The sequence below is a fragment of the Alcaligenes endophyticus genome (assembly GCF_026344035.1).
GTDB lineage: Bacteria > Pseudomonadota > Gammaproteobacteria > Burkholderiales > Burkholderiaceae_B > Alcaligenes > Alcaligenes endophyticus.
Window position 1 is genome coordinate 143,950 of the sequence record NZ_JAPKND010000007.1, and the last position, 22,438, is coordinate 166,387.

Below are 22,438 nucleotides of genomic sequence, written 5' to 3' on the forward strand. Positions count from 1 at the left end.
CCGCAACTTGGAGAATCTGCATGGAAAGCATCGAACAGCGCGTCAAGAAGATCGTCGCTGAACAACTTGGCGTTAACGAAGCCGAGATCAAAAACGAATCTTCTTTTCTCGACGACCTCGGTGCCGATTCGCTCGACATGGTCGAGCTCGTGATGGCGCTCGAAGACGAATTCGAAACTGAGATCCCCGACGAGGAAGCTGAGAAAATCACGACGGTCCAGCAAGCTGTAGAGTACATTAACTCCAACAGCAAGCAGTAAGTTCAATCCAGGGTGTGGGCTTGAGCCCCGCTCAGAGGCGGTTTCCAGTGAATGACTGCGTCCAAAAGCTTAGGCCTAGGCGTTGTCATTCTCTCAGGGCCGCTTTTTTTGTGTTTAGGAGTCATCCGTGAAACGACGTGTCGTGATTACTGGCCTGGGTATTGTTTCCCCGGTTGGCAACGATATTCCTACAGCGTGGGATAACATCGTCAATGGGCGTTCTGGAATCGGGAGTATTACCCGTTTTGATGCGTCTGCCCTTAGCGCCCAGATAGCGGGTGAGGTTAAAGGCTTTGACGTTACCCAATACATCAGTGGCAAAGAAGCTAAGCAAATGGATACGTTCATCCATTATGGTTTGGCTGCAGGTATTCAAGCTTGGAAAGATGCAGGTTTAGACGTCACTGAGGAAAACGCCGATCGTATTGGCGTCATTGTGGGGTCCGGTATTGGTGGTTTGCCACGTATTGAGGATACCCAGAAAGATTATCTTGAGCGTGGTGCCAGACGGATTTCCCCGTTCTTTGTTCCAGGCTCATTAATCAACCTGATCTCGGGTCATTTGTCGATTAATCTTGGCCTCAAAGGACCTAGCTATGCAGTGGTTTCTGCATGTACCACTGGCTTGCACTCAATTGGTGACGCTGCTCGATTAATTGAGTATGGCGATGCTGATGTGATGATTGCGGGTGGTGCCGAGTCTACAGTCTCCCCGCTTGGTATAGGCGGTTTTGCTGCCATGCGCGCTTTATCAACGCGTAATGATGACCCAACTACGGCTTCTCGTCCTTGGGACACAGAGCGTGACGGGTTTGTGCTGGGTGAGGGTGCAGGCGTGCTGGTGCTCGAAGAATATGAGCATGCTAAAAAGCGCGGTGCTCGCATATACGGTGAGTTCGGTGGGTATGGTATGAGCTCAGACGCTCATCACATCACCTCGCCAGACCGTGACGGTCCGCGTCGAGGCATACATCATGCCTTGCGTAATGGTGGTTTAAATCCCGAAGATATCCAGTACGTTAACGCACATGGAACATCCACTCCGTTGGGGGACGTGAATGAGTCTGAGGCGTTGAAGCTTGCCTTTGGCGAGCATGCCTATAAGCTGGTGGTCAACTCAACCAAGTCTATGACGGGGCACTTGCTCGGTGCGGCAGGTGGAATCGAGGCCGTCTTCACCACACTAGCGGTTTATAATCAAATTTCTCCGCCAACTATTAATATCTTTAATCAGGATCCAGAGTGTGATCTTGATTATTGTGCTAATCAGGCACGAGACTTAACGATTGAGGCTGCGTTGTCCAACTCGTTTGGTTTTGGTGGTACAAATGGTTCTATGGTGGTAAAACGTCTTCGTTAAGCATTTTTCCATGAACAAACCAGCCCAGTCTTGGCATAGCAGTCCTTCCAGATTGCTAAGTTGGCTGGGTTTTTTGTTGTCTGTTTTAGCTGTTTTTGGGTTGCTTTGGTTATTTTGGCAACGAAACGTATCTTGGTACGGGTTGTTTTTAGGCCTCTTGCTCGCCTCGGTCTTGCTCTATAGTTTGGAACGAATCCCCTTTTTTTGTTCAGTAACGTTATCCTGTACAGAGGGGATATACTGGGTGGCAGAGTGTCCTGAAGCTCCGCAAGTAGCGCTTATCAATAAAGTGCACGTGGGGCCAGGCTGGATTTATATGAGACTGCTCACGCCGCAAGGAAAGCGTCATCTTGTATTTTGGCGTTATCTATTAGGTGAGCATGGCTGGCGTAGTCTGAAACTGCAATTACAAAGCCTGTCAATGCGGGCTCGGGCTATTGAAAAGGATGCTATATGAGTGAACGCGAGACCGATGCAGAACTGGTTGCACGTGTTCAGCGTGGCGATAAGCGAGCTTTTGATCTGCTGGTGTTGAAGTATCAACGCAAAATCATGCGTCTGTTAGGTCGTATGGTACGTGATCCGGCAGATGTTGAAGATGTTGCGCAGGAAACGTTCATTAAAGCCTACCGCGCTTTAGGACAATTCCGTGGTGATAGTGCTTTTTATACCTGGCTGTATCGAATTGCTATAAATACTGCGCGCAACTGGCAAGCGGCTGCTGGACGTCGGCCGTATGCCGCCCATACAGTCGAGAATGAAGAAGGTGAAACTTTTGATCAAGTTGATAGCCTAAGTGATATAAGTACTCCCGAGTCGGTCATGGTGAGTCGACAAATTGCGGAAACGGTAAATCAGGCTATTGCAGCCCTACCAGAGGAATTGCGCACGGCAATTGTATTGCGGGAGATTGAAGGCATGAGTTATGAAGAAATTGCTGAAAGTATGGACTGTCCTATCGGAACCGTACGTTCCCGCATATTTAGAGCAAGGGATGCGATTGCAACGCGGCTACGTCCCATTCTTGAAAATGAAGACCTTGAGCGGCGTTGGTAAGGAGATTATGGCATGCAAGCGCTAAGTAAACCTCAGGAACAAGACGAACAACTCAGCTCTTGGGAGCTAGCTGTGTCAACGTGGGTAGACGGTGAGGCTGAAATTCGCACCGAAGACTTGGATTCTCCTTACGGCAGGCAGGTATGGGATACCTATCATTTAATTGGTGATGTTATGCGCACTGAAGGCTTAGCGATTAAGCCCTCAGAGCGTTTTTATGCACGCTTGTCAAAAGCCATTGATGATGAACCTACGCTACTTGTTCCTGCCCACATGGCCGGTCGTGCACGCCGTTACACGCTGTCAGTCGTCGCTGCCTCAGCGGCGATGTTGGCTGTTTTGTGGGGGACGATGCCGCAAATGTTCGAAGGCGCGCTAGGGGAGGCCGGTAGCACCTTGGTGGCAAGTGCTCAAGATGATCGTGTCTGGCACGATTACATAGATGCCCACCGAGATCTTGTCGGGAGCAATCCTATTCGGCAGTTGGCATTTGACAGTGGGGTGGCGGGGCAATGACGGTTACGCGTTTAGGTGCAGGAAAGAAACGTAAGCATTACGCCGCTGTCTTAGTGTCTGCATTTTGTCTTTTTGGCGCTAGCTTGGTATCCGCCCAAGAGCAGGCAGAGCCTTTGGCCTTACCCATTTTGCAAGACATTAACGATGCTGCTAAGAACTTAGACTACTCTGGGGTAATTGTTTATTCTCAGGGTAGCAATAGCCAAGCTATGCGCTTGATCCATGTCATTGATGGTACCGGCGAACGCGAACGCTTAGAGATTCTTGACGGTTCACCTAGGGAGTTTTTGCGTCAAAACGATGTCACACAATGCCTAGTACCTGATCAAGAGTTAATTATTATTGAACGACGCTCTAGTGAGCGTTTTCCCGCCTTTTTCTCGGGCCCCACGCAAGAGGTCGAGCAATATTACCGTCTACAGCAAACCGGACGCACAGATCGTGTGGCGGGGCGTGATTGTGATGTGCTGGAGTTGCAGCCCAAAGACGAATGGCGTTACGGCTATCGGCTTTGCGCCGATAAACATAATAAGCTTTTGCTGCGCCTAGAAACTATAGGCGCTCAACAGCACATTATTGATCAGGTTACTTTCGCTTCTGTTAATTTTGGTGAACAGGTTAATTTGCAGGACTTGCATTCGCCATGGAAGGCCTCAAATTGGAAAGTAGTAGAGCCCGAACTAATCGATGTCAATTTGCTCGAAATGGGTTGGCATATAGCGATGCCTCCGGGGTTCAAAGGGATTAGTGAGGTAAGGCGTTCTATGCGTGCTGGTCGTCAGGCCACCCATATGGTGATTGGTGATGGTTTGTCGGCAATATCAGTGTTTTTAGAAGCTGTGCGCGATTTGGATGAAGAAGTGGCTAATATCGAGGGTGCTTACCATCGTGGAGCAATGAATATGTTTCGTCTGCGTAAAGGGGATTACCTATTAACTACCACAGGCGAAGTACCGATGGCGACCTTACGTTCCTTAGCTGAAAAAACGGAATTTGTACCGCAGTTACGCGCTCATTGAAGCAAATAAGACAGGAGTTCTCGATGGAGAATAAAAACGTGATCTACAAAAGTTTGATCAAAGCATTAGCTGCGACGACGACGGGAGTAATGTTGTCTTTAGTAGCACCCGCCCAAACAGCATTGGCACAAGATGTAGCAGCAATTGCCGCTGAGGTTGGCTTGCCCGACTTTACCAAAGTGGTGGAACGCACCGAAAGTGGTGTGGTTAATATACGCACTACCGAGTCCGTACCGGTGCGTCGCCCCATGAGCGGCGGCCCCGGAGGTGACCCGTATGATATGTTTCGCTGGTTCTTTGGTCCCGACTTTGCTCCCCCGGGAGTAGATCCGCGCGGTCCGCGTGGTCAAGCCCCCGGTGTGCCTGACCAGCAAGAGCGCACTGTGCCTCGCGGGGTCGGTTCTGGATTCATTATTTCTGACGATGGTTATATTTTGACAAATAACCACGTTGTGGCGAACGCCAATGGCATTTTCGTTACCTTAACTGACGGTAAAGAGTATCCAGCCAAAATTATTGGTACCGATGAGCGCACCGATGTAGCGTTAATCAAAATAGAGGCCAAAAACCTACCGGCTTTGAAAATTGGAGACTCTAATACGCTCAAAAAAGGACAGTGGGTACTGGCGATTGGATCTCCCTTTGGTTTAGAGTCCACCGTTACCTCTGGTATTGTCAGTGCGATTAATCGTGATACCGGTGACTATTTGCCGTTCATTCAAACTGACGTAGCAGTTAATCCGGGCAACTCAGGCGGTCCGTTGATTAACCTTAGTGGTGAAGTGGTAGGGGTGAACTCTCAAATCGTTTCGCGTAGTGGTGGCTTTATGGGGATTTCTCTTGCCATTCCTATTGATGAGGCGATGCGTGTGGTAGAGCAGTTAAAAGCTCATGGCCGTGTGACACGTGGACGTATTGGCGTCCAAATTACGCCTGTAGCCGAGGACGTGGCAAAGGCGCTGGGTTTGACTGACAGCAAAGGCGCGTTAGTCAGTAGCGTGGAGGAAAATGGCCCGGCTGCTAAAGCGGGTATTCAAGCTGGCGACGTTATACTGAAGTTTGATGGCAAAAAAATTGACCAAATGTCTGACTTGCCGCGCATAGTAGGTAGTGTTAAACCGGGCGAAAATGCACCTGCAGAGGTTTGGCGCAAAGGTAAGGCGGTCAACGTCAAAATTCAGGTTGAAGAAATGCCTTCTAATGATGCAAAGCCAACACCTACAGCTTCCAAAGACACTGCTCCAAGTGAAACGGATGCTTTGGGGCTCTCTGTCGAGGCCGTCTCTCCCGAAGAGTTGAAGCGCTTAGGAGTGCCTAGTGCCGTACGCGTAGTGCAAGCAGGTGAGCCAGCTTCTGGAGTCGGTCTGCAAAATGGCGATATAATTTTGCGTATCAACGATAGTGATGTGGGAACCCTTGCGCAGTATGGTAAGCTGGTGGCTGGGCTGGATAAGTCCAAGCCTGCAGCAGTTCTGGTATTGCGCTCTGGCCAGTCACAATGGGTTTTGATCACGCCAGCAAAATAAAACTCTGTAAAAAAGGCTAAAATAGCTTTAGTCATAAGGGGGCGCCCTGAGGCGCTCCCTTTTTTGTGTCGCTGCTTACCGTTTATGCAGCGAGATCACCTCTTTTTTGTTTTTTATGGGTCTATGGATCACATCCGCAACTTTTCTATCATTGCCCACATTGATCATGGCAAGTCCACGCTCGCAGATCGGTTAATTCAGCGTTGTGGTGGTTTAGCTGATCGCGAGATGTCTACACAAGTGTTGGATTCTATGGACATCGAAAAAGAACGTGGCATTACCATTAAAGCGCAAACTGCAGCGTTGCAGTATTTGGCGCAGGATGGCAAGACCTACAATCTAAATTTGATTGACACCCCTGGGCACGTGGACTTCTCTTACGAGGTCAGTCGCTCCTTATCTGCTTGTGAAGGGGCCTTGTTGGTGGTGGATGCCTCACAAGGAGTAGAGGCGCAGACGGTGGCTAATTGTTATACCGCCATTGAGCAGGGTGTAGAGGTTATCCCTGTGCTTAATAAAATGGATTTGCCTTCTGCAGATCCCGACTCAGCCCGTCAAGAGGTTGAGGACGTGATTGGTATCGACGCCAGCGACGCGATTGCTGCCAGTGCTAAAACAGGCTTAGGAATTGATGAAATTCTTGAAACCATCGTGGCGAGAGTTCCTCCTCCAGTAGGCGAGGTCGATGCGCCATTACAAGCGCTAATTATCGACTCATGGTTCGATAATTACGTTGGCGTAGTGATGCTGGTACGGATAATGAACGGTGTATTAAGGCCAAAAGATAAAATATTGTTGATGGCGACCCGCGCGACTCATTTAGTTGAGCATATAGGGGTGTTTACTCCTAAATCAGTGAATCGCACCGAATTATCGGCGGGCGAGGTGGGGTTTGTGATCTCTGGCATCAAAGAGTTAGAGCATGCCAAGGTGGGCGACACGATTACATTGGCCAATAAACCAGCGACAGAGGCCTTAGAGGGTTTTAAAGATGTGAAGCCGCAGGTTTTTGCGGGGCTGTATCCGGTCGAGAGCAGCGAGTACGATCAACTGCGTGACTCGTTGGAAAAGTTGAAGTTGAACGATTCATCGCTGATGTTTGAGCCCGAGGTGTCGCAGGCGCTGGGCTTTGGCTTTCGCTGTGGTTTTCTGGGTTTATTGCACATGGAAATTGTGCAAGAGCGCTTAGAACGCGAGTTCGACATGGACATTATCACCACCGCACCTTCGGTAGTGTACGAAGTGCAGACGCGCGATGGTGAAGTACACATGATTGAAAGTCCATCGCGTATGCCGGAAGTGGCGCAGATTGAAGATGTACGTGAGCCCGTAGTTGTGGTTTCTTTGCTAATGCCACAAGACTATGTAGGGCCTGTCATGACTTTATGCACCGCCAAGCGTGGTGTGCAATTGAATATGACGTATCATGGACGGCAGGTGAATTTAAGCTACGAAATGCCTTTGGCAGAAATCGTCTTGGATTTTTTTGATCGCCTAAAATCTGTGTCCCGAGGATATGCCTCAATGGACTACGAGTTTAAAGAATATCGTTCAGCCGAAGTAGTGAAAGTTGACATTCTGATCAATGGTGATCGGGTGGATGCCTTGTCTATGATCGTGCACCGCAGCAATGCGCGTTACCGCGGTCGTGAAGTTGCCGCAAAAATGCGTGCCTTGATTCCACGTCAGATGTTTGATATCGCGATTCAAGCCGCCATTGGTGCAGAAGTTATTGCCCGTGAGAACGTAAAAGCGCTACGTAAGAACGTCTTAGCCAAGTGTTATGGTGGCGATATTTCACGTAAGAAAAAATTACTCGAAAAGCAAAAAGCTGGTAAGAAACGCATGAAACAAGTGGGTAACGTAGAGATCCCACAAGAGGCATTCTTAGCGATTTTGCAGGTCGAAGATAAGTAATTCGTTGACTCCTAAAGGAAGCAAATGAGCTGGGATTTTGCTCTGATTTTATTTGTGTTATTGGTCGTCACGGGCTTTGTTTGGTGCCTAGACCGCTTCTTTTTACGTGCTCGTCGTCGCGCCAAGGCTCACGCAGCACGTGCTGCTGTGCCTGATTTGGCCGGTATCGACCAAGCGGAAACTGAGCGCATGCGCCAAGAAGCCTATGAAAGGGCGGTGCGCATGCCATGGTGGGTCGAGTACGGGGTGAGTTTTTTCCCGGTTATCTTGTTTGTCTTTTTGCTGCGCTCATTCATCGTTGAACCGTTTCGCATTCCGTCAGGCTCAATGCTACCTACGCTGCAAAACGGCGATTTAATCTTAGTGAATAAGTTTGATTACGGTATACGCCTTCCCATCCTGGGTACTAAAGTGCTTGCTTTAGGTTCGCCGCAGCGGGGCGATGTTATTGTATTTAAGTATCCAGTCGAACCCGAGCTTGATTATATTAAGCGAGTGATAGGCTTGCCGGGTGACACCGTGCAGTATCGCAATAAAGAGCTCTTTATAAATGGTGAGCGGGTGCCGCAAATTCGTAATGGTGATTTTTACGAACCTGATCGTACGATGTATATAGGGCGTTACCTAGAAGAACTGGGCATTGTGCAACATAATATATTGCTGAACCCTAGCTCTCCTCAGGCTCTAATGCCTATTGTGCAGTTTCCGCATCGGGATGCCTGCGAATATTACCCTGACGGGGTGACGTGTACGGTTCCAGAAGGTAATTATTTTGTGATGGGCGATAATCGCGACAATAGTTTAGATAGTCGTTATTGGGGCTTTGTGCCCGACCAGAATGTCGTGGGTCGTGCATTTTTTATTTGGATGAACTTCCGTGAACTGGGACGTATAGGGCGCTTTCACTAATGAAACGTCTGGATTTGCTTGAAGCCGTTATTGGCTATTCTTTTACTGATATTTCCTTGCTCGAGCAAGCGTTGACGCATCGTAGCCATAGTGCACGGCATAACGAGCGACTCGAGTTCTTGGGTGATTCAGTTTTGAATTTTGTTGTGGCCTCGATGCTATATCGACGCTTTGATCGGATTGACGAAGGTGATTTGTCGCGCCTGCGGGCTAATTTGGTGAAACAGTCAGCGCTCGCAGATATTGCCCAGCGTCTGAGTCTGTCTGATTATTTACGCTTGGGCGAAGGTGAGTTAAAAAGTGGCGGGTTTAGGCGTCCCTCAATCTTGGCGGATTCCTTAGAAGCTATTTTTGGCGCTGTATTTTTAGATGCAGGGTTCGATGCTGCCGAGCGTGTCATCAGTCGTCAGTATGAAGCATTGTTGATTGATGTAGATCCGAAAACCCTAGGTAAAGACCCCAAAACCTTGTTGCAAGAGCTGCTACAGGGACGTAAGTTGGATTTGCCTGTTTACACGGTGGTCGCAACTCACGGTGCTGCTCATGATCAAATGTTTGATATCGAATGCAGTATCGCCAAGTTAGAGATCCTAGTGCGCGCGAGCGGCTCAAGCCGTCGCGCCGCCGAGCAATCAGCGGCAACCCAAGCTATTGCCGAATTGGAACTAAAGTTTCCCGCTCGCGCGGCACGCCAGTCTAGGCAACGCCGCTCTACACAATTACGTTTACCGGTAGCGGTACCCCAGGAGAATTCCCGTTGAGTGAGCCCTTTCGTTGTGGTTTTGTGGCTATAGTAGGCCGTCCTAATGTCGGCAAATCTACCTTAGCCAATGCGCTTATTGGTAGCAAAATATCGATCGTATCGCGTAAAGCGCAAACCACTCGCCATCGCATCAATAGTGTATTGACGCGCGAGCAAGATCAAATCATTTTTGTCGATACCCCAGGGTTTCAAACGCAGCATGGCGGGGCGATGAATCGCATGATGAATCGTGTGGTCACTCAGGCCCTCACTGATGTTGATGTGGTACTGCATGTGGTCGAGGCTGGAAAATGGTCTGCGGCAGATGAGAAGCTACTTGAAATATTGCCTAAAAATGGCAAGACTATTTTAGTGATTAATAAAGTAGATGCGCTCAAAAGTAAAAATGAGCTATTGCCTTATATAGCTCGTTTAAGTCAATTGTTTCCTTATACCTCTGTGATACCTGTGAGTGCGGCACGGGAAATACAACTAGATTTATTGTTGAATCAGATTGCTGGCTTTTTGCCTGAGGGCGAGCCTATGTTTGATGAGGACACCATCACTGATCGCTCGGTGCGCTTTATTGCGGCTGAAATATTGCGCGAAAAGGTTTTTCGTCTCGTTGGTGATGAGTTGCCTTATGGCTGCACAGTGGTCATTGAGGAGTGGGAAGAAAACGACGAAGGCGCACGGATTGCTGCCTGCATTTTGGTCGAACGAGAGAGTCATAGACCTATTTTGCTAGGTGCTAAAGGGATGCATATGAAACGTATTGCTACCGAAGCTCGTCAAGATATCGCCAAGCTCTTGGATAAGTCCGTCTATTTAGATGTATATATCAAAGTACGTAAAGGATGGTCGGATCGTGAGGCAGCATTGCGCGAATTAGGTTATGAGTAAAGCCAGAGTCCGAGTTCAGGATATTACTGGTTTTATCTTGCATACCAGCGCGTGGCGTGAAACTTCGCTGATATGTCAAAGCTTTACCCGCGATTACGGTATTATCCCGCTCGTGGCTAAGGGGGCTAAAAGGCCCCACTCCACGTTACGGCCAGCGCTATCCGTTTTTCAGCCCTTGCTGTTAAGTTGGACCGGGGCCAATGAAGTTAAAACACTCACGCGTGCAGAGTGTTACGGTATTCGCGCTCTGCGGGGAAGTGCCTGGATGTCCGCTTGGTATATGAATGAGCTTTTGATTCGTTTGCTGCCTCGCGAAGATCCCCACCCTGTATTGTTCGACGCCTATGACTCTGCTTTAGTCGATATGGCTCAAACGCCTAGGCCCCCTGTAGCGTGGGCATTGCGTCGCTTTGAATGGATATTATTGAATGAAACCGGGTACGGGTTCGATGAGCCTGCCCCCACTTTTGATGATTCTCAGCTTGAGCCTGCATTGCGTGTCAAATTGCGGGAAAGACTTAATAGCTTGCTGGGGCGTCCTTTACATACCCGCAGTGTGCTGATGCAATTACAGCGCTATTAATCTCTCTCTCACTCTAGATACCCATGTCCACTCCACTCGCTTCTGTATTGGTTTTAGACACTTGTGTGCTGTTGTCTAACGTGCTGCGCCGTTTGTTGTTAACACTGGCCCAACAGTCGTATCTAACCCCGGTGTGGAGTGATGTCATTGCCGATGAATGGCAAAGAAATGCAGCCAAACTGTGGAAGTATTTTCCTCAAAGTATCGAACAGCAATGGGCTGATTTAGAGCGGGCTTTCCCTAGTGCCAATCTGGGGGTGGTCGAGCAGTATAAAAAAGGGTTGCGTCACAGTGATCCTAAAGACTGGCATGTGATTGCTGCCGCTCGGGCGGCGCAAGCGCAATGGCCGGAGCTGTCTGTAGCGGTAGTGACCCGTAATATCAAAGACTTTAATCGTTCTGAGTTACGTCGCGTTGGGGTAGGGCTCTATGAGCCTGATGAGTATTTGTATCGTCTAGCGATAAGTGAGCCGCAAGCGATGTTGGCGGTGTTACATACCTTACCCAGCCTGATGGTCACCCCAGAGGCCCAGGCTTTACCCACCAACGAGTTATTACGCCGTGATCGCTTATTTCGCTTGGCGCAGTTTTATAAACAGCAGGAAGCGGTGGCATGAAGCAAGGCGTATTGTTGTCTGTACTGGCTTCAGCCTTATTTGCGCTACTGTATTATTACGCCACGGTTTTATTTCCCCTGACGGGTGAGGATATCTTTGCATGGCGAGTTATTTTAGGATTGCCTGCTGCCGCCGTCATTATCACGCGCACTAGGCGGTGGCGTGAGGTGGTGTGGGTACAGCGCCGCATGTTAAAAAGTCCAGTTTTGTTTCTACTGTTAGGCGTAGCGGCGGCTTTGGTGGGGATACAGTTATGGCTTTTTGTTTGGGCACCCATACATCAAAGGGGTTTAGACGTTTCTTTGGGATACTTTCTGCTGCCGCTAGCCATGGTGGTAGTCGGGGCGATTTTTTACAAAGAAAAATTAAGCATCATGCAAAAAGTAGGAGTGGCTTGTGCTTGTGTGGGTGTAGCCCACGAGTTATGGCTGATGGGGGGCGTGTCATGGGTTACTGCTATGGTCGTAGTAGGGTATCCACCGTATTTCATGTTGCGTCGTTACCTACGCGTTAGTTCTATCAGTTCCTTGTGGTTCGATTTTTGCTTTTTATTGCTCCCCGCCTTGTGGATCGTCGTTGCACGGCAGCCCTCAGTCTTATCTGTCTTTGGTGAGCACAGCCTTTTGTTGCTACAAGTGCCTTTGCTCGGCCTAATTAGTTCAGTTGCTTTGGCCTGTTACTTCGCTTCAAGCCGACTGTTGCCCTTAGGTTTATTTGGCATATTAGGCTATGTAGAGCCTGTGTTGCTGTTTTGGGTGGCGTTTTTACTGCTTGATGAGCCAATTAGTGGTGCGCAATGGTTTACTTACGTACCGATTTGGCTGGCAGTGCTGTGTGTCATGCTCGAGGGCGGCTGGCGTTGGTACAATTCAGCTCGTTACTCACCCCATAAAAAGTAAGGCCTGCTTTTGTGTGCAGGCCTAGCGGTTAGTTGGGGTAGCTGGGCGGCTTGGATGGGTCCTGTAGCAAGCTTGCCTGTGTCACCACTTGACCTGGACGTACATCATCGGTAATCCAAACATTACCGCCAATAATGCACCCTTGGCCTAAAGTCACTCTTCCTAAAATGGTCGCACCCGCGTAAATGACGACGTCGTCCTCCACGATGGGGTGACGAGCCTGGCCTTTCTGTAGATGGCCATGCTCATCTTTGAGAAAGCGCTTAGCGCCTAGGGTAACGGCTTGATAGATGCGTACTCGCTGGCCGATGATAGCGGTTTCGCCTATGACCACGCCAGTGCCGTGGTCGATAAAGCATGCTTCAGAGATTTGAGCGCCTGGATGAATATCTATGCCGGTTTGAGAGTGTGCCAATTCAGCAATGATGCGTGCCAGCAAGGGTAGTTCTAGTGTGTATAACCTGTGGGCGATGCGGTGATGAATCATTGCTACTATGCCTGGATAACATAGTAAAACCTCGTCCACGCTACGCGCAGCCGGGTCGCCTTGATAGGCGGCCTGTACGTCCATGTCTAAAATACGTCGTAGTTCTGGCAATGTTTCGGAGAAGCTACGTATGGCAATGCAGGCCTGCTCGCGCACCTGTTCGGCGACAGTGTGGTGACGTCCCAGTTCTATGCATGCTTGATCAACCAATGTGCTAAGAGCCTTACTAAGAGTGTAGCCCACGTAATAGTCTTCATTTTCGCGGCGCAGTTCTGGGCTGCCGAGGCGCATAGGAAATAAAGCCCCTTTAAGCTGCTCCATGGTGGTATTGAGCGCGATGCGTGATGGGAACTCCCGTCCTTCGGTGTCGCGCAGTCGATCTTGAGATTGACGCCAATCGTCGCGGGCGAGTCTGAGGCCGTTTACGATATCTGAAATATCAAAGTGGTTCATTGCTTAACTGGTTTCCGATATATAAATGCTTTCTTGGACGTATTGTCATAATCAAGGATAACGATCATTTTAAGACGAGTAGTAGCGTAGAGCCTACTATAGGCAGAAGGAAAACCTGGTTATGAATGCGTAAAATAAAAAAAACCTGGTGACGAGTAAATCGTAACCAGGTTTAAAAGTACGACGGGGTTAGGGTCGTTTGGCTGACCTGCTAGAGCAGATCTGAATCTAGTCGCGGTTAGTGATTCCCAACAGGACCAGCAAGTTGCTGAAAATGTTGTAGAGATCTAAATAAATAGCTAAGGTAGCGGAGATGTAATTGGTCTCGCCACCATTAATAACACGTTGCAAGTCGACCAACAAAAATGCAGAGAAAATACCGATCGCCATGACGGAGATCGTGAGCATTAGTGCTGGCAATTGCAGGAAAATATTAGCCACAGCAGCAACGATCAGTATCACGACGCCTACAAACAGGAATTTTTGCATACCTGTGAAGTCACGCTTCGTGGTACTGGCCACGGTAGCCATGGCACCGAATACTGCTGCTGTGCCTCCAAAGGCAAGCATCACCAACTGCGCGCCGTTGCCCATGCCTAAAACAAACCCTAGTACACGGGATAGCATAATTCCCATGAAGAAGGTAAACGCCATAAGGAAGGCGATACCCATTGAGTTGTTTTTGTTGCGCTCTACCAAGTACATTAAGCCAAATGCACCGACTAGAAAAATAATGGTGCTCATGCCTGGGCTACTACCCATGATACGGTTGATGCCTGTTTGCAGGCCCAACATAGCGCCTAGGATGGTAGGCACTAGCGATGCGGCTAAAAGCCAATAGGTGTTGCGTAGGACGCGATTGCGGGCTACCAGCGACTGGGAGCCGTAATGGTTGCTCTGCTCAGGCAGGCTGGGTCGAAATTCGCTCATGATAAATCCTTGGCAAGAAAAATAATCTGCAATGTAAAGCATAACTGACAATTAGCTGAATAATCAAGTTTTAATACTGATTATTCTGGCTACTATCGGCCGCGCAGGTCGTGCGAATGCAGCTCACATTGGGCTGCTTGGTAAAGTCGCCAGCGTTCCCTTGCGGTTTGTCTGTCGGTCTCCCGTTCAGAAACAATCTCCAGTATTCGGCTAAATTGTTCGAAGCCTGGTGGACAGTGATCATCTAAGTTCACTAACCATGTGTCTGGAGTTTGTGGTTTGGGTGCTTGGTGGGTTAGTAGCACGGGTGTGTCTTGTGCTACGGGGTCATCAATGAAAACATGGGGGATAAAAGCGTTAGGCTCAAACCCCCAAAGAAGGCGATCGAAACGGTGTAGTAGCCGTGTATCGGAAAGGTATATTTGCAGTGGGCGGCCAGCCTCATAATGCTTACGCACGACCTCGCAGGCCTTGCGTAAGCGTTCTGGAGCGCCGAATGCAAAATCGACACGTGTCATTTATTTTGTTTGGTCTAAGATAAATTGCGTCAATAGCGGTACAGGACGGCCAGTGGCGCCTTTGTCTTTGCCACTGCGCCAGGCTGTGCCAGCAACGTCTAGGTGTGCCCAGCGGTACGCTTTAGTGAAGCGAGCCAAGAAGCATGCAGCTGTAACTGAGCCTCCTGGCATACCACCGATGTTAGCCATGTCAGCAAAGTTAGATCGTAATTGCTCTTGGTAAGCTTCTTCGAGGGGCATACGCCAAGCGGTATCGCCTGTTTGACGTCCTGCACTCAAAAGTGCTGCCGCAAGCTCCTCGTCTTGACTGAACAGGCCGGAGTTAACGTGACCTAAAGCGACTACGCATGCGCCAGTAAGGGTGGCAATATCCACGACCATAGCCGGTTTGAAGCGTTCTACGTAAGTAAGAGCGTCGCACAACACTAAGCGGCCTTCGGCATCGGTATTAAGAATTTCGATGGTTTGTCCCGACATGCTAGTGACGACATCTCCGGGCTTATTGGCTTTACCGCTAGGCATGTTTTCGCAGGCAGCGACGACACCAATCACTTCACGCTCTGGATTCAGTTCGGCAATCGCACGCATAGTTCCCAGTACGCTTGCACCGCCGCCCATGTCATACTTCATTTCATCCATGTTGGCAGACGGTTTAATAGAAATACCACCCGAGTCAAAGGTGAGACCTTTACCCACTAATACGATAGGGCCAGATTGGTCGGCTGCTTTTTTGTTTTTTGCTTGGCTGGCTGGTGAGTATTTCAGCACAATAAATACTGGCGGCTCGTCAGACCCACGCGCGACTGAGAGGAAAGAATTCATCTTCAGCGCTTCCAGTTGTTTGCGCTCAAGTACTTCCACTTTTAAGGTTTTGAACTCTTTGGCAAGTTCCTTTGCCGTTTTGGCCAAGTAGCTTGGGGTGCAGACGTTTGGCGGCAGATCAGCTAAGGTACGCGTAAGATTGCTGCCTGCGCCCATGGCTTGACCTTCAGCTAAACCCTCACGTGCTTCAGTTTGTTGGGTGCGCGGTACCCAGCTTGACCATTTTTTCAATTTGGCTTCAGGCTTGGGCTTGCTAAGGGTCGCAGTGTAGCGATAGAGAGACTGCGTAACGCTAAAAGCGGCGTTGCGGCAGCGCTCGCGTAACGTGCTTGCATCTATGTGTGTGCTGGCTAAAGCAGAAACAGCATCGGTGATTTCACTTTGCTGGCAATATAACGCAAATTGGGTTTCGGCTTCTTTATGTTGTTTTGTTTTATATTCCTCTTGCGGGCCTAAGCCGACTAAAATAACGCGTTCGGCCTTGATACCAGACAGGGAGCGTAAAACCAGATGCGTATTTGTCTTAGCTTTGAACTCTTGCTTGATGACTGCGCTGATGGCGCCCTCTGATGCTCGATCTAGCACTTCAGCAGCAGCGCTAAGTACACCGTCTGCAAATACGCCCACAGCAAGTGCAGTGGTTTTGATTTGATGCAAAGAGACAGAGGTCTGTGTGCTAAATTCCATTCTATGTATCCTTAGGTTCACAAGTTTATTTTCATTATCCCGTAAATTGTCTCATGTCTCTATTTAAACGGTCAGCAGTCTCTGAAATCCTTAGCCATGCCGGGGTGGTGTTATCCACTTTACTGGTGGTTTGGCTCAGTGTGCTGCTAGTGCGCCTATTAGGTGAGGCGGCTAACGGTTATATAGGTCCAGACGTAGTACTGGGACTGGCTGCCTTTTCCAGCGTGACAGCACTACCCATCATTTTAGCTGTTTCTCTATTTATTGCTGTACTTACTACCGTGACCCGCAGTTTTAAAGATTCTGAAATGGTAGTGTGGTTCACCAGTGGGCTTTCTTTGCGCGATTGGTTTAATCCTGTCTTACGCTGTGGCGTACCGTTTGTCGTGTTAATCGCCGTGTTGACGTTGTTTTTATCGCCTTGGTCGTACCGTCAGATAGATGAGTACCGGCAGCGTTTTGAGCAACGCTCTGATCTCAGTAAGGTCACCGCAGGTCAGTTTATTGAGTCAAACGGTGGTGAACGAGTCTTTTATGCTGACAGCCCTGAGCAAGAGGGCGAGGAACTCAGTAGTGTTGTGGCTCGAGTACTGGACTCAGAATGGTTAAGTGTAGTGACCGCTCAGAGTGCAAGCATGCAAGAGGAGGAAAATGGCGATCGCTTTCTGGTGTTATCCCAAGGCCAGCGTTATGACATCAAACCAGGGCAAACCGAGGTACGGATAGTGAATTTCGACCGCTATGGCTTACGGTTAGAAAGTCGAGACGGTGCCAACACAGAGGAATCGATCCGGTTACGAGCAGAGCAACAAATTAAAGGACGTCAGACCGCCAGTTTACTCACAGATGATACGCTTGAGGCTAAGGCACAAATTATGTGGCGCTTGGCATTGCCGATTGCAGCGTTGAACCTGGCGCTGATGGCCATTCCCTTAGGTGCGGTGAATCCCCGATTAGGACGCTCGGGTAACCTGTTAGCTGCTGGTTTAATCGCCTTGCTTTATATGAATCTTATTAACCTATCGCGCGGCTGGATAGTGCGTGGTCAGTTGGATTTTGACATCGGGGTCTGGCTGGTGCATGTGTTGTTTCTCATGGCAACGCTTACCTTAATGTGGTTTAAGCTCAGAGTTAAAGCGCCGCGTCAGTCTCCATAAGCGTTCTTTGCTTAAGGTTGGGAATGCAATAGGCTGTGCTGCGCTTGAACCTGTGTTTTAAGAAAATCCCACAACAGTAGGGCTCGGGTGGTGTGGCGCAGTTCCTCGTGGCAATACATCCAAAAACTACGTGTCAGTTTGACCTGAGTCGCCAGTACGGGTTGTAGGCGTGGGTCTGTTCTCGCTAAAAAATAAGGGAGTATCGCGAGCCCTTTCGCCTGGAGTACGGCGTGGTACTGAGTGATAAGGCTAGTACAGCGCAGGCGTATATCTTGTGGCCTGATCCATTCGCCCAAATACTTAAGGCTTTCGCTAAAGAGTAAGTCGTCTACGTAGGCAATAAACGGTAGCCCCTCTAATTGATCTAACGTGTCGATCGTACCCTGTGTTTCCAAATAGTCGCGATGGGCATAAATCCCCAATTCGTAGTGACACAGACGAGTACACCAGTATGGCCCGCGCTCGGGCCGCTCTAATGCAATGGCAATATCAGCTTCACGACGCGGCAAGCTAATGTGGCGAGGCATGGTCAGTAGATCGAGAGTAATGTCTGGGTGGGCAGACTGAAACTGGGTGAGTAAAGGGGTTAAGACATAAGTACCAAAGCCTTCTGTGCAGGCCAGGCGTAAGTGTCCAGAAATTTGTTGAGCTTGGGCGCTCATGGCCTCTTGAGTGGCATGTAGGCTACTTTCTATGGGCTCTAATCGCTCGAACAGGCCCAGTCCCTCCGCTGTTAATGTGTAGCCCGACACCGTTGATTTATTGAATAACAACAGTCCTAGGGTTTGTTCTAGTGCTTGAATACGACGTGCAACGGTGCTGTGCTGCACCCCTAAGCGCAGGGCCGCAGCACTGATGCGTTGATAGCGTGCTACTTCCATGAAGTAACGTAAATTGTCCCAGTCCATAATTTATGTTGTGCTTTTTTAAACAAGTATTGAGCTTTTACCAACATGGTAATTTATCTAATGGATCACTACACTCAAGAAGAACCCTGACATGCTGGCTTGAGTCCTGCTTACTCAGGAAAATCTGAACGTCGTCGATTACTGGATAGAGTGGAGACAAATAATGAGTGAAATACAACGAGTACCTATGTTGATGGGTGGACAGCGTGTGCAGTCCACCACCAAGGAGTGGCGCGAGGTGCTTAACCCCGCTACGCAAGAGTGTGTAGCGTTGGTACCTTTTTGTACGCAAGCTGAGTTAAATGCGGTAGTGGCGAATGCCAAGGAGGCGTTTCAAAGTTGGAAGCATTCCAGCCAAGGCGCGCGCATGCGCGTGATGCTGAACTTACAGCGTTTAGTGCGTGAACGTAGTGCAGAGTTGGCCGAGGCCATTACGCGAGAGCATGGAAAAACCTTGCCCGATGCCGAAGGCGAGGTTGGGCGGGGTTTAGAAGTTATTGAGCATGCTTGCTCTATCGTGTCATTACAGTTGGGCGAATACGCTGAAAATGCGGCCAGCGGTATTGATGTTTATACATTGATCCAGCCCTTGGGAGTATGTGCCGGCATTACCGCGTTTAATTTTCCCGTGATGTTACCCTGCTTTATGTTCCCCTTGGCAGTGGCGACGGGCAATACGTTCGTACTGAAGCCTTCTGAGCAAGATCCTACAGCGAGCTTATTAATGGCTGAGCTGGCGCTAGAGGCGGGTCTGCCGCCAGGTGTATTGAACGTGGTTCATGGTGGAGCGGATATTGCGAATGGGCTGTGCGAGCATCCTGATGTGCAGGCAATTTCTTTTATTGGTTCCACCCATGTGGGGACAGAGATTTACCGTCGTGCATCCAACGCGGGCAAACGTTGTCAATCGATGATGGGGGCGAAGAATCACTGTGTGATTATGCCTGATGTGGATCCAGAGGTTGCGATCAATCAATTGCTGGGGGCAGCTTTTGGTGCTGCGGGGCAACGTTGTATGGCGTTATCTGTCGCCGTGTTGGTGGGCGATTCCAAAAAATGGATACCTGAGTTAGTAGAGCGTGCTCACACACTGAAGGTGAATGCAGGTACTGATCGTGAAGCCGATCTAGGGCCTTTAGTGTCACCTCAAGCCCGCCAGCGGGTGGAAGGCTTGATTGAGTCGGGTGTGCAGGAAGGTGCTGAATTATTGCTGGACGGGCGCCAGATTCAAGTTAAAGGCTATGAGCAGGGTAACTTTGTAGGGCCCACCATTTTCTCGGCTGTTAAGCCAGCCATGCGAATCTACGCCGAAGAGATTTTCGGTCCGGTGCTGCTATTGGTAGAGGTGGATACGATAGAAGAGGCGGTAGCGTTTATTAATGCCAATCCCAATGGAAATGGTGTTTCTATCTTTACCCAAGATGGTGGTGTTGCTCGTTATTTCCAGCACGAGATTGATGTGGGACAGATCGGTATTAATATCCCAATTCCTGTACCGGTTGCTTGGTTTAGCTTTACAGGTTCAAGAGCGTCGAAACTGGGAGACTTGGGGCCTAATGGTAAACAAGCTATTAGTTTTTGGACGCAAACAAAAACTGTCACGGCACGCTGGCAGGCACATGCGCGTACATTGAATACGACGATTAGTATGAAGTAAATAAGAATGCTAAGTTTATAACTATTTATAATAAGCGAACTATTCTTTATTCCATATAATGGCCTTATACATGGGGCCTTTATATGAATCTTCAGCAATTTCGTTTCGTTCGTGAGACCATCCGCCGCAACTTCAACTTAACCGAAGCGGCGCGGTCTCTTTACACTTCGCAGCCAGGAGTCTCTAAGGCAATTATTGAGTTCGAAGACGAACTCGGTATCAAAATCTTTGAGCGCCATGGTAAGCGTATTAAAGGTTTGACTCGCCCCGGTGAGGCAGTGGCCGAGGTGATTGAACGCATTATGCGTGAGGTGGATAACCTAAAGCAGGTCAGCGATGACTTTGCTCGTCGTGACGAGGGCTCTTTAGTTATTGCTTGCACCCATGCGCAGGCGCGTTACTTATTGCCGCGTGTCATTCCAGAGTTCCGTCGTCGTTTTCCTAAAGTGCATATGTCTTTGGCTGAGGGTAGTCCACCCGCTTTAGCGCAAATGGTTTTGCATGAGCAAGCGGATGTGGCGATTGCGACCGAGACCCTATCGTCTACACCGGGGCTGCTTGCCCTACCTGTGTACTCTTGGGAACACACGGTGGTGGTGAAACCTGATCACCCCTTGGCTGATCAACCCTCGAATAAGCCCTTGTCTATTGATATTTTGGCGCAATATCCGATCGTTACCTATGACCATGCTTTTTCCGGGCGCCGTTCTATTGATGAAGCTTTCGCCGCTAAGCAAATTACGCCTGATATTGTGCTTGAGGCTATTGACGCGGACGTTATCAAGACATATGTCGATGTGGGGTTGGGAATAGGCATTATCGCTGGCGTGGCGTTTGATCCTAGACGCGATAAAGGCCTTGTGGGGTTGCCTGTAGGACATCTTTTTGGCACTCATCATACTCGCGTAGCGGTAAAGGCAGGTGCCTTCCTACGTGATTATATTTATGTGTTGCTAGAAATGTTGGCGCCCGCCTTGACTCGTGAAGTCGTGCAAAATGCAATGGATGAGTTGCAGTCTAATTAGTTATTCGGAAGGCTGTCGCTGGCATGTTGTTATGGCCATATTTTCATAGGGTGGAAATATGGCTTTTTTTATAGCTGAAAAATGGGGTGCGAGATGAGTTTATCTTGTTAAGGAAAGGAAGTGAGCAGTTATTGGTTGACAATGCAAATAAGAATGATTATCGTTAACTTAAGCTATCAACTTGCTGGAGTGTATATGTCTCAATCTATTAGTGCTGTCGTAGTCGGAGCAGATCGCCTGGGTAATATTCCCGATTTGCTAAAAGGTCATAACATAAAAATAAAACATCATATTAGTGGCCGTGATCCCGCACATCAAAAGAAAACCTTGCAATTACCAACTGGTACGGATGTCCTTATTTTGCTGACAGACTTCTTGGGACATAATGTGATGAAAACTTTCCGCGCAGCGGCACAGCGTTCTGGCATTCAAGTGATGGCTTGTCGTCGTTCCGTCTGCAGCATTAAACAAGCTTTACTGCAGTGCGGCTATTGTGAGAGCTGCCCCCTAAAACAGCAATCCTAAGTAAGCCAGTAACACGGATGCAAGCGCGATAGCGGAACGTTATCTGGGGGCGGTTAAATCGCGTAGCAAAGGGACATCATCGTTCGGCACGTTGGAAAGCGTGAAAAGGGATAAGGACTCCTCTAGGTTGATGCCTATTGGGGTCAGTTGTGGCGCTAGGGCGGTGGCATTATGAACAAGAGTACTCAGGTTAGGTAGGGTGCCGTTCACGGCGATAATCACGCGATTATCTAACTCTACGTTGAAGAACTGCCCAAACACATGTGCATAGGTAGCAGACTCTTGTTGATATAAGGTGCTGTCGGTGAAGGTGTTAGCAATCAAGATGCCGTCGGGCGACAGGATGCTTTTCACCTGTTGTAGAAACTCTACGCTCATTAGGTGTACGGGAATGTAGTCCACATCAAAGGCATCTAGCATCACCATGTCGTACTGCAGCCCTTGTTGTTTGGCTTGTTCTACATACCGCCGTCCGTCGTCGATAAACAGGCGTTGACGCGGGCCAGGTTGATAATAAAAGTATTGCTCTGCGACATTAGCCACGGCAGGCTCAATCTCTACACTATCAATAATCGCATTTGGAACTATATCCGCCAAGGCATTGGCTAGGGTCGCGCCACCCAAACCTATAATCAAAATGCTTTTAGGGTGCGGGTTTAAGTACAGGGCAGACATCATCATGCGTGTATACGCAAAGACCAATTGTTTGGGGTTTGCCAGCCGTATACAGCTCTGTCGGCCTAGGTCATGCATAGACTCAAAGTTCATGCATCGCTCACCATTTTCTTCAAATACTAGTAAAGCACCAAAGGCAGAGTCTTGGCTGTGTAGTAGTTTGGGGCGATTGTACAGTTGTAGGGTGTAGAGGCTGATACTGATAAGTATCAAGGTCAGCATAATACGCAAAGCGGCGCGTGACATGGTGAGAGGTCCAAAGCAAGGTTTGGACCTAAGCTTAGGCC

The 22,438-nt window shown here is 49.0% G+C and carries 24 protein-coding genes; 18 read left to right on the forward strand and 6 right to left on the reverse strand.

What is annotated here, in order from left to right; all coding sequences use genetic code 11:
- The first annotated feature begins 20 nt into the window (after positions 1 to 20).
- From acpP to rarD, 14 genes are all read left to right on the forward strand, one after another.
- Positions 21 to 260, forward strand: coding sequence for an acyl carrier protein (gene acpP, locus OSH01_RS12925; protein ID WP_266124529.1), 240 nt, complete (start codon positions 21 to 23; stop codon positions 258 to 260).
- A gap of 127 nt (positions 261 to 387) precedes the next feature.
- Positions 388 to 1,620: a beta-ketoacyl-ACP synthase II gene (gene fabF, locus OSH01_RS12930; protein ID WP_266124530.1), complete on the forward strand. Its 1,233-nt coding sequence runs from the start codon at positions 388 to 390 to the stop codon at positions 1,618 to 1,620.
- A 10-nt stretch (positions 1,621 to 1,630) separates the two neighbouring features.
- A complete protein-coding gene (locus OSH01_RS12935; protein WP_266124531.1) occupies positions 1,631 to 2,077 on the forward strand; it encodes a hypothetical protein in 447 nt (148 codons plus the stop codon).
- Positions 2,074 to 2,676, forward strand: coding sequence for an RNA polymerase sigma factor RpoE (rpoE, locus tag OSH01_RS12940; protein WP_266124532.1), 603 nt, complete (start codon positions 2,074 to 2,076; stop codon positions 2,674 to 2,676). Before OSH01_RS12935 ends, rpoE begins: the two co-directional genes overlap by 4 nt.
- A gap of 12 nt (positions 2,677 to 2,688) precedes the next feature.
- Positions 2,689 to 3,192, forward strand: coding sequence for a sigma-E factor negative regulatory protein (locus tag OSH01_RS12945; RefSeq protein ID WP_266124533.1), 504 nt, complete (start codon positions 2,689 to 2,691; stop codon positions 3,190 to 3,192).
- A complete protein-coding gene (locus OSH01_RS12950) occupies positions 3,189 to 4,211 on the forward strand; it encodes a MucB/RseB C-terminal domain-containing protein (protein ID WP_266124534.1) in 1,023 nt (340 codons plus the stop codon). Before OSH01_RS12945 ends, OSH01_RS12950 begins: the two co-directional genes overlap by 4 nt.
- Positions 4,212 to 4,234: 23 nt before the next feature.
- Positions 4,235 to 5,737, forward strand: a complete 1,503-nt coding sequence (locus OSH01_RS12955; protein WP_266124535.1) for a DegQ family serine endoprotease — start codon at positions 4,235 to 4,237, stop codon at positions 5,735 to 5,737.
- A 123-nt stretch (positions 5,738 to 5,860) separates the two neighbouring features.
- A complete protein-coding gene (gene lepA / locus OSH01_RS12960) occupies positions 5,861 to 7,654 on the forward strand; it encodes a translation elongation factor 4 (protein ID WP_266124536.1) in 1,794 nt (597 codons plus the stop codon).
- A gap of 24 nt (positions 7,655 to 7,678) precedes the next feature.
- Positions 7,679 to 8,563, forward strand: a complete 885-nt coding sequence (gene lepB, locus OSH01_RS12965; protein WP_266124537.1) for a signal peptidase I — start codon at positions 7,679 to 7,681, stop codon at positions 8,561 to 8,563.
- On the forward strand, positions 8,563 to 9,324 hold the full coding sequence (gene rnc, locus OSH01_RS12970; RefSeq protein ID WP_266124538.1) for a ribonuclease III: 762 nt from the start codon (positions 8,563 to 8,565) through the stop codon (positions 9,322 to 9,324). The genes lepB and rnc overlap by 1 nt, the downstream gene beginning before the upstream one ends.
- Entirely contained in the window at positions 9,321 to 10,208 is an 888-nt protein-coding gene (era, locus tag OSH01_RS12975) for a GTPase Era (RefSeq protein ID WP_266124539.1), read from the forward strand. The genes rnc and era overlap by 4 nt, the downstream gene beginning before the upstream one ends.
- Complete coding sequence (gene recO, locus OSH01_RS12980; protein ID WP_266124540.1) at positions 10,201 to 10,791, forward strand: DNA repair protein RecO; 591 nt, start codon at positions 10,201 to 10,203, stop codon at positions 10,789 to 10,791. The genes era and recO overlap by 8 nt, the downstream gene beginning before the upstream one ends.
- A gap of 23 nt (positions 10,792 to 10,814) precedes the next feature.
- A complete protein-coding gene (locus OSH01_RS12985) occupies positions 10,815 to 11,408 on the forward strand; it encodes a PIN domain-containing protein (protein ID WP_266124541.1) in 594 nt (197 codons plus the stop codon).
- Positions 11,405 to 12,307 (forward strand): EamA family transporter RarD, encoded by a 903-nt coding sequence (rarD, locus tag OSH01_RS12990; RefSeq protein WP_266124542.1) that lies wholly within the window; start codon positions 11,405 to 11,407, stop codon positions 12,305 to 12,307. Before OSH01_RS12985 ends, rarD begins: the two co-directional genes overlap by 4 nt.
- Before the next feature lie 28 nt (positions 12,308 to 12,335).
- Here rarD and epsC read toward each other — a convergent pair whose 3' ends face one another.
- The 4 genes from epsC to OSH01_RS13010 form a co-directional block, all read right to left on the reverse strand.
- Positions 12,336 to 13,247: a serine O-acetyltransferase EpsC gene (gene epsC, locus OSH01_RS12995; RefSeq protein ID WP_266124543.1), complete on the reverse strand. Its 912-nt coding sequence runs from the start codon at positions 13,245 to 13,247 to the stop codon at positions 12,336 to 12,338.
- Positions 13,248 to 13,475: 228 nt separating this feature from the next.
- Positions 13,476 to 14,177 carry a Bax inhibitor-1/YccA family protein gene (locus OSH01_RS13000; protein WP_266124544.1) on the reverse strand — a complete coding sequence of 234 codons (702 nt, stop codon included), beginning with the start codon at positions 14,175 to 14,177 and terminating at the stop codon, positions 13,476 to 13,478.
- Positions 14,178 to 14,269: 92 nt separating this feature from the next.
- Positions 14,270 to 14,695, reverse strand: coding sequence for a DNA polymerase III subunit chi (locus OSH01_RS13005; RefSeq protein ID WP_266124545.1), 426 nt, complete (start codon positions 14,693 to 14,695; stop codon positions 14,270 to 14,272).
- Positions 14,696 to 16,204: a leucyl aminopeptidase gene (locus OSH01_RS13010; RefSeq protein ID WP_266124546.1), complete on the reverse strand. Its 1,509-nt coding sequence runs from the start codon at positions 16,202 to 16,204 to the stop codon at positions 14,696 to 14,698.
- A gap of 53 nt (positions 16,205 to 16,257) precedes the next feature.
- Here OSH01_RS13010 and lptF point away from each other — a divergent pair, with 53 nt between their 5' ends.
- Positions 16,258 to 17,361, forward strand: coding sequence for an LPS export ABC transporter permease LptF (gene lptF, locus OSH01_RS13015; protein WP_266124547.1), 1,104 nt, complete (start codon positions 16,258 to 16,260; stop codon positions 17,359 to 17,361).
- Positions 17,362 to 17,372: 11 nt separating this feature from the next.
- Here lptF and OSH01_RS13020 read toward each other — a convergent pair whose 3' ends face one another.
- The gene (locus tag OSH01_RS13020) at positions 17,373 to 18,272 is read right to left on the reverse strand and encodes a LysR family transcriptional regulator (RefSeq protein ID WP_376918107.1); all 900 of its coding nucleotides are present in this window, start codon (positions 18,270 to 18,272) and stop codon (positions 17,373 to 17,375) included.
- A gap of 160 nt (positions 18,273 to 18,432) precedes the next feature.
- Between OSH01_RS13020 and OSH01_RS13025 the strand changes: the two genes are divergently transcribed.
- The 3 genes from OSH01_RS13025 (at position 18,433) to OSH01_RS13035 (ending at position 21,476) form a co-directional block, all read left to right on the forward strand.
- Positions 18,433 to 19,926 (forward strand): CoA-acylating methylmalonate-semialdehyde dehydrogenase, encoded by a 1,494-nt coding sequence (locus OSH01_RS13025; protein WP_266124549.1) that lies wholly within the window; start codon positions 18,433 to 18,435, stop codon positions 19,924 to 19,926.
- 83 nt (positions 19,927 to 20,009) lie between these two features.
- Positions 20,010 to 20,951, forward strand: coding sequence for a CysB family HTH-type transcriptional regulator (locus OSH01_RS13030; protein ID WP_266124550.1), 942 nt, complete (start codon positions 20,010 to 20,012; stop codon positions 20,949 to 20,951).
- Positions 20,952 to 21,146: 195 nt separating this feature from the next.
- Positions 21,147 to 21,476, forward strand: a complete 330-nt coding sequence (locus OSH01_RS13035; RefSeq protein ID WP_266124551.1) for a DUF2325 domain-containing protein — start codon at positions 21,147 to 21,149, stop codon at positions 21,474 to 21,476.
- Positions 21,477 to 21,515: 39 nt separating this feature from the next.
- On the opposite strand, the gene OSH01_RS13040 is transcribed toward OSH01_RS13035, so the two are convergent.
- Entirely contained in the window at positions 21,516 to 22,397 is an 882-nt protein-coding gene (locus OSH01_RS13040; protein WP_266124552.1) for a spermidine synthase, read from the reverse strand.
- Positions 22,398 to 22,438: the final 41 nt, after the last annotated feature.

What these genes read in the sequence shown, in the direction of transcription:
- acpP (WP_266124529.1), top strand. Translation starts at nt 21, where the DNA reads ATGGAAAGCATCGAACAGCGCGTCAAGAAGATCGTCGCTGAACAACTT.
- OSH01_RS12935 (WP_266124531.1), top strand. Translation starts at nt 1,631, where the DNA reads ATGAACAAACCAGCCCAGTCTTGGCATAGCAGTCCTTCCAGATTGCTA.
- rpoE (WP_266124532.1), top strand. Translation starts at nt 2,074, where the DNA reads ATGAGTGAACGCGAGACCGATGCAGAACTGGTTGCACGTGTTCAGCGT.
- OSH01_RS12945 (WP_266124533.1), top strand. Translation starts at nt 2,689, where the DNA reads ATGCAAGCGCTAAGTAAACCTCAGGAACAAGACGAACAACTCAGCTCT.
- OSH01_RS12950 (WP_266124534.1), top strand. Translation starts at nt 3,189, where the DNA reads ATGACGGTTACGCGTTTAGGTGCAGGAAAGAAACGTAAGCATTACGCC.
- OSH01_RS12955 (WP_266124535.1), top strand. Translation starts at nt 4,235, where the DNA reads ATGGAGAATAAAAACGTGATCTACAAAAGTTTGATCAAAGCATTAGCT.
- lepA (WP_266124536.1), top strand. Translation starts at nt 5,861, where the DNA reads ATGGATCACATCCGCAACTTTTCTATCATTGCCCACATTGATCATGGC.
- lepB (WP_266124537.1), top strand. Translation starts at nt 7,679, where the DNA reads ATGAGCTGGGATTTTGCTCTGATTTTATTTGTGTTATTGGTCGTCACG.
- rnc (WP_266124538.1), top strand. Translation starts at nt 8,563, where the DNA reads ATGAAACGTCTGGATTTGCTTGAAGCCGTTATTGGCTATTCTTTTACT.
- recO (WP_266124540.1), top strand. Translation starts at nt 10,201, where the DNA reads ATGAGTAAAGCCAGAGTCCGAGTTCAGGATATTACTGGTTTTATCTTG.
- OSH01_RS12985 (WP_266124541.1), top strand. Translation starts at nt 10,815, where the DNA reads ATGTCCACTCCACTCGCTTCTGTATTGGTTTTAGACACTTGTGTGCTG.
- rarD (WP_266124542.1), top strand. Translation starts at nt 11,405, where the DNA reads ATGAAGCAAGGCGTATTGTTGTCTGTACTGGCTTCAGCCTTATTTGCG.
- epsC (WP_266124543.1), bottom strand. Translation starts at nt 13,247, where the DNA reads ATGAACCACTTTGATATTTCAGATATCGTAAACGGCCTCAGACTCGCC.
- OSH01_RS13000 (WP_266124544.1), bottom strand. Translation starts at nt 14,177, where the DNA reads ATGAGCGAATTTCGACCCAGCCTGCCTGAGCAGAGCAACCATTACGGC.
- OSH01_RS13005 (WP_266124545.1), bottom strand. Translation starts at nt 14,695, where the DNA reads ATGACACGTGTCGATTTTGCATTCGGCGCTCCAGAACGCTTACGCAAG.
- OSH01_RS13010 (WP_266124546.1), bottom strand. Translation starts at nt 16,204, where the DNA reads ATGGAATTTAGCACACAGACCTCTGTCTCTTTGCATCAAATCAAAACC.
- lptF (WP_266124547.1), top strand. Translation starts at nt 16,258, where the DNA reads ATGTCTCTATTTAAACGGTCAGCAGTCTCTGAAATCCTTAGCCATGCC.
- OSH01_RS13025 (WP_266124549.1), top strand. Translation starts at nt 18,433, where the DNA reads ATGAGTGAAATACAACGAGTACCTATGTTGATGGGTGGACAGCGTGTG.
- OSH01_RS13030 (WP_266124550.1), top strand. Translation starts at nt 20,010, where the DNA reads ATGAATCTTCAGCAATTTCGTTTCGTTCGTGAGACCATCCGCCGCAAC.
- OSH01_RS13035 (WP_266124551.1), top strand. Translation starts at nt 21,147, where the DNA reads ATGTCTCAATCTATTAGTGCTGTCGTAGTCGGAGCAGATCGCCTGGGT.
- OSH01_RS13040 (WP_266124552.1), bottom strand. Translation starts at nt 22,397, where the DNA reads ATGTCACGCGCCGCTTTGCGTATTATGCTGACCTTGATACTTATCAGT.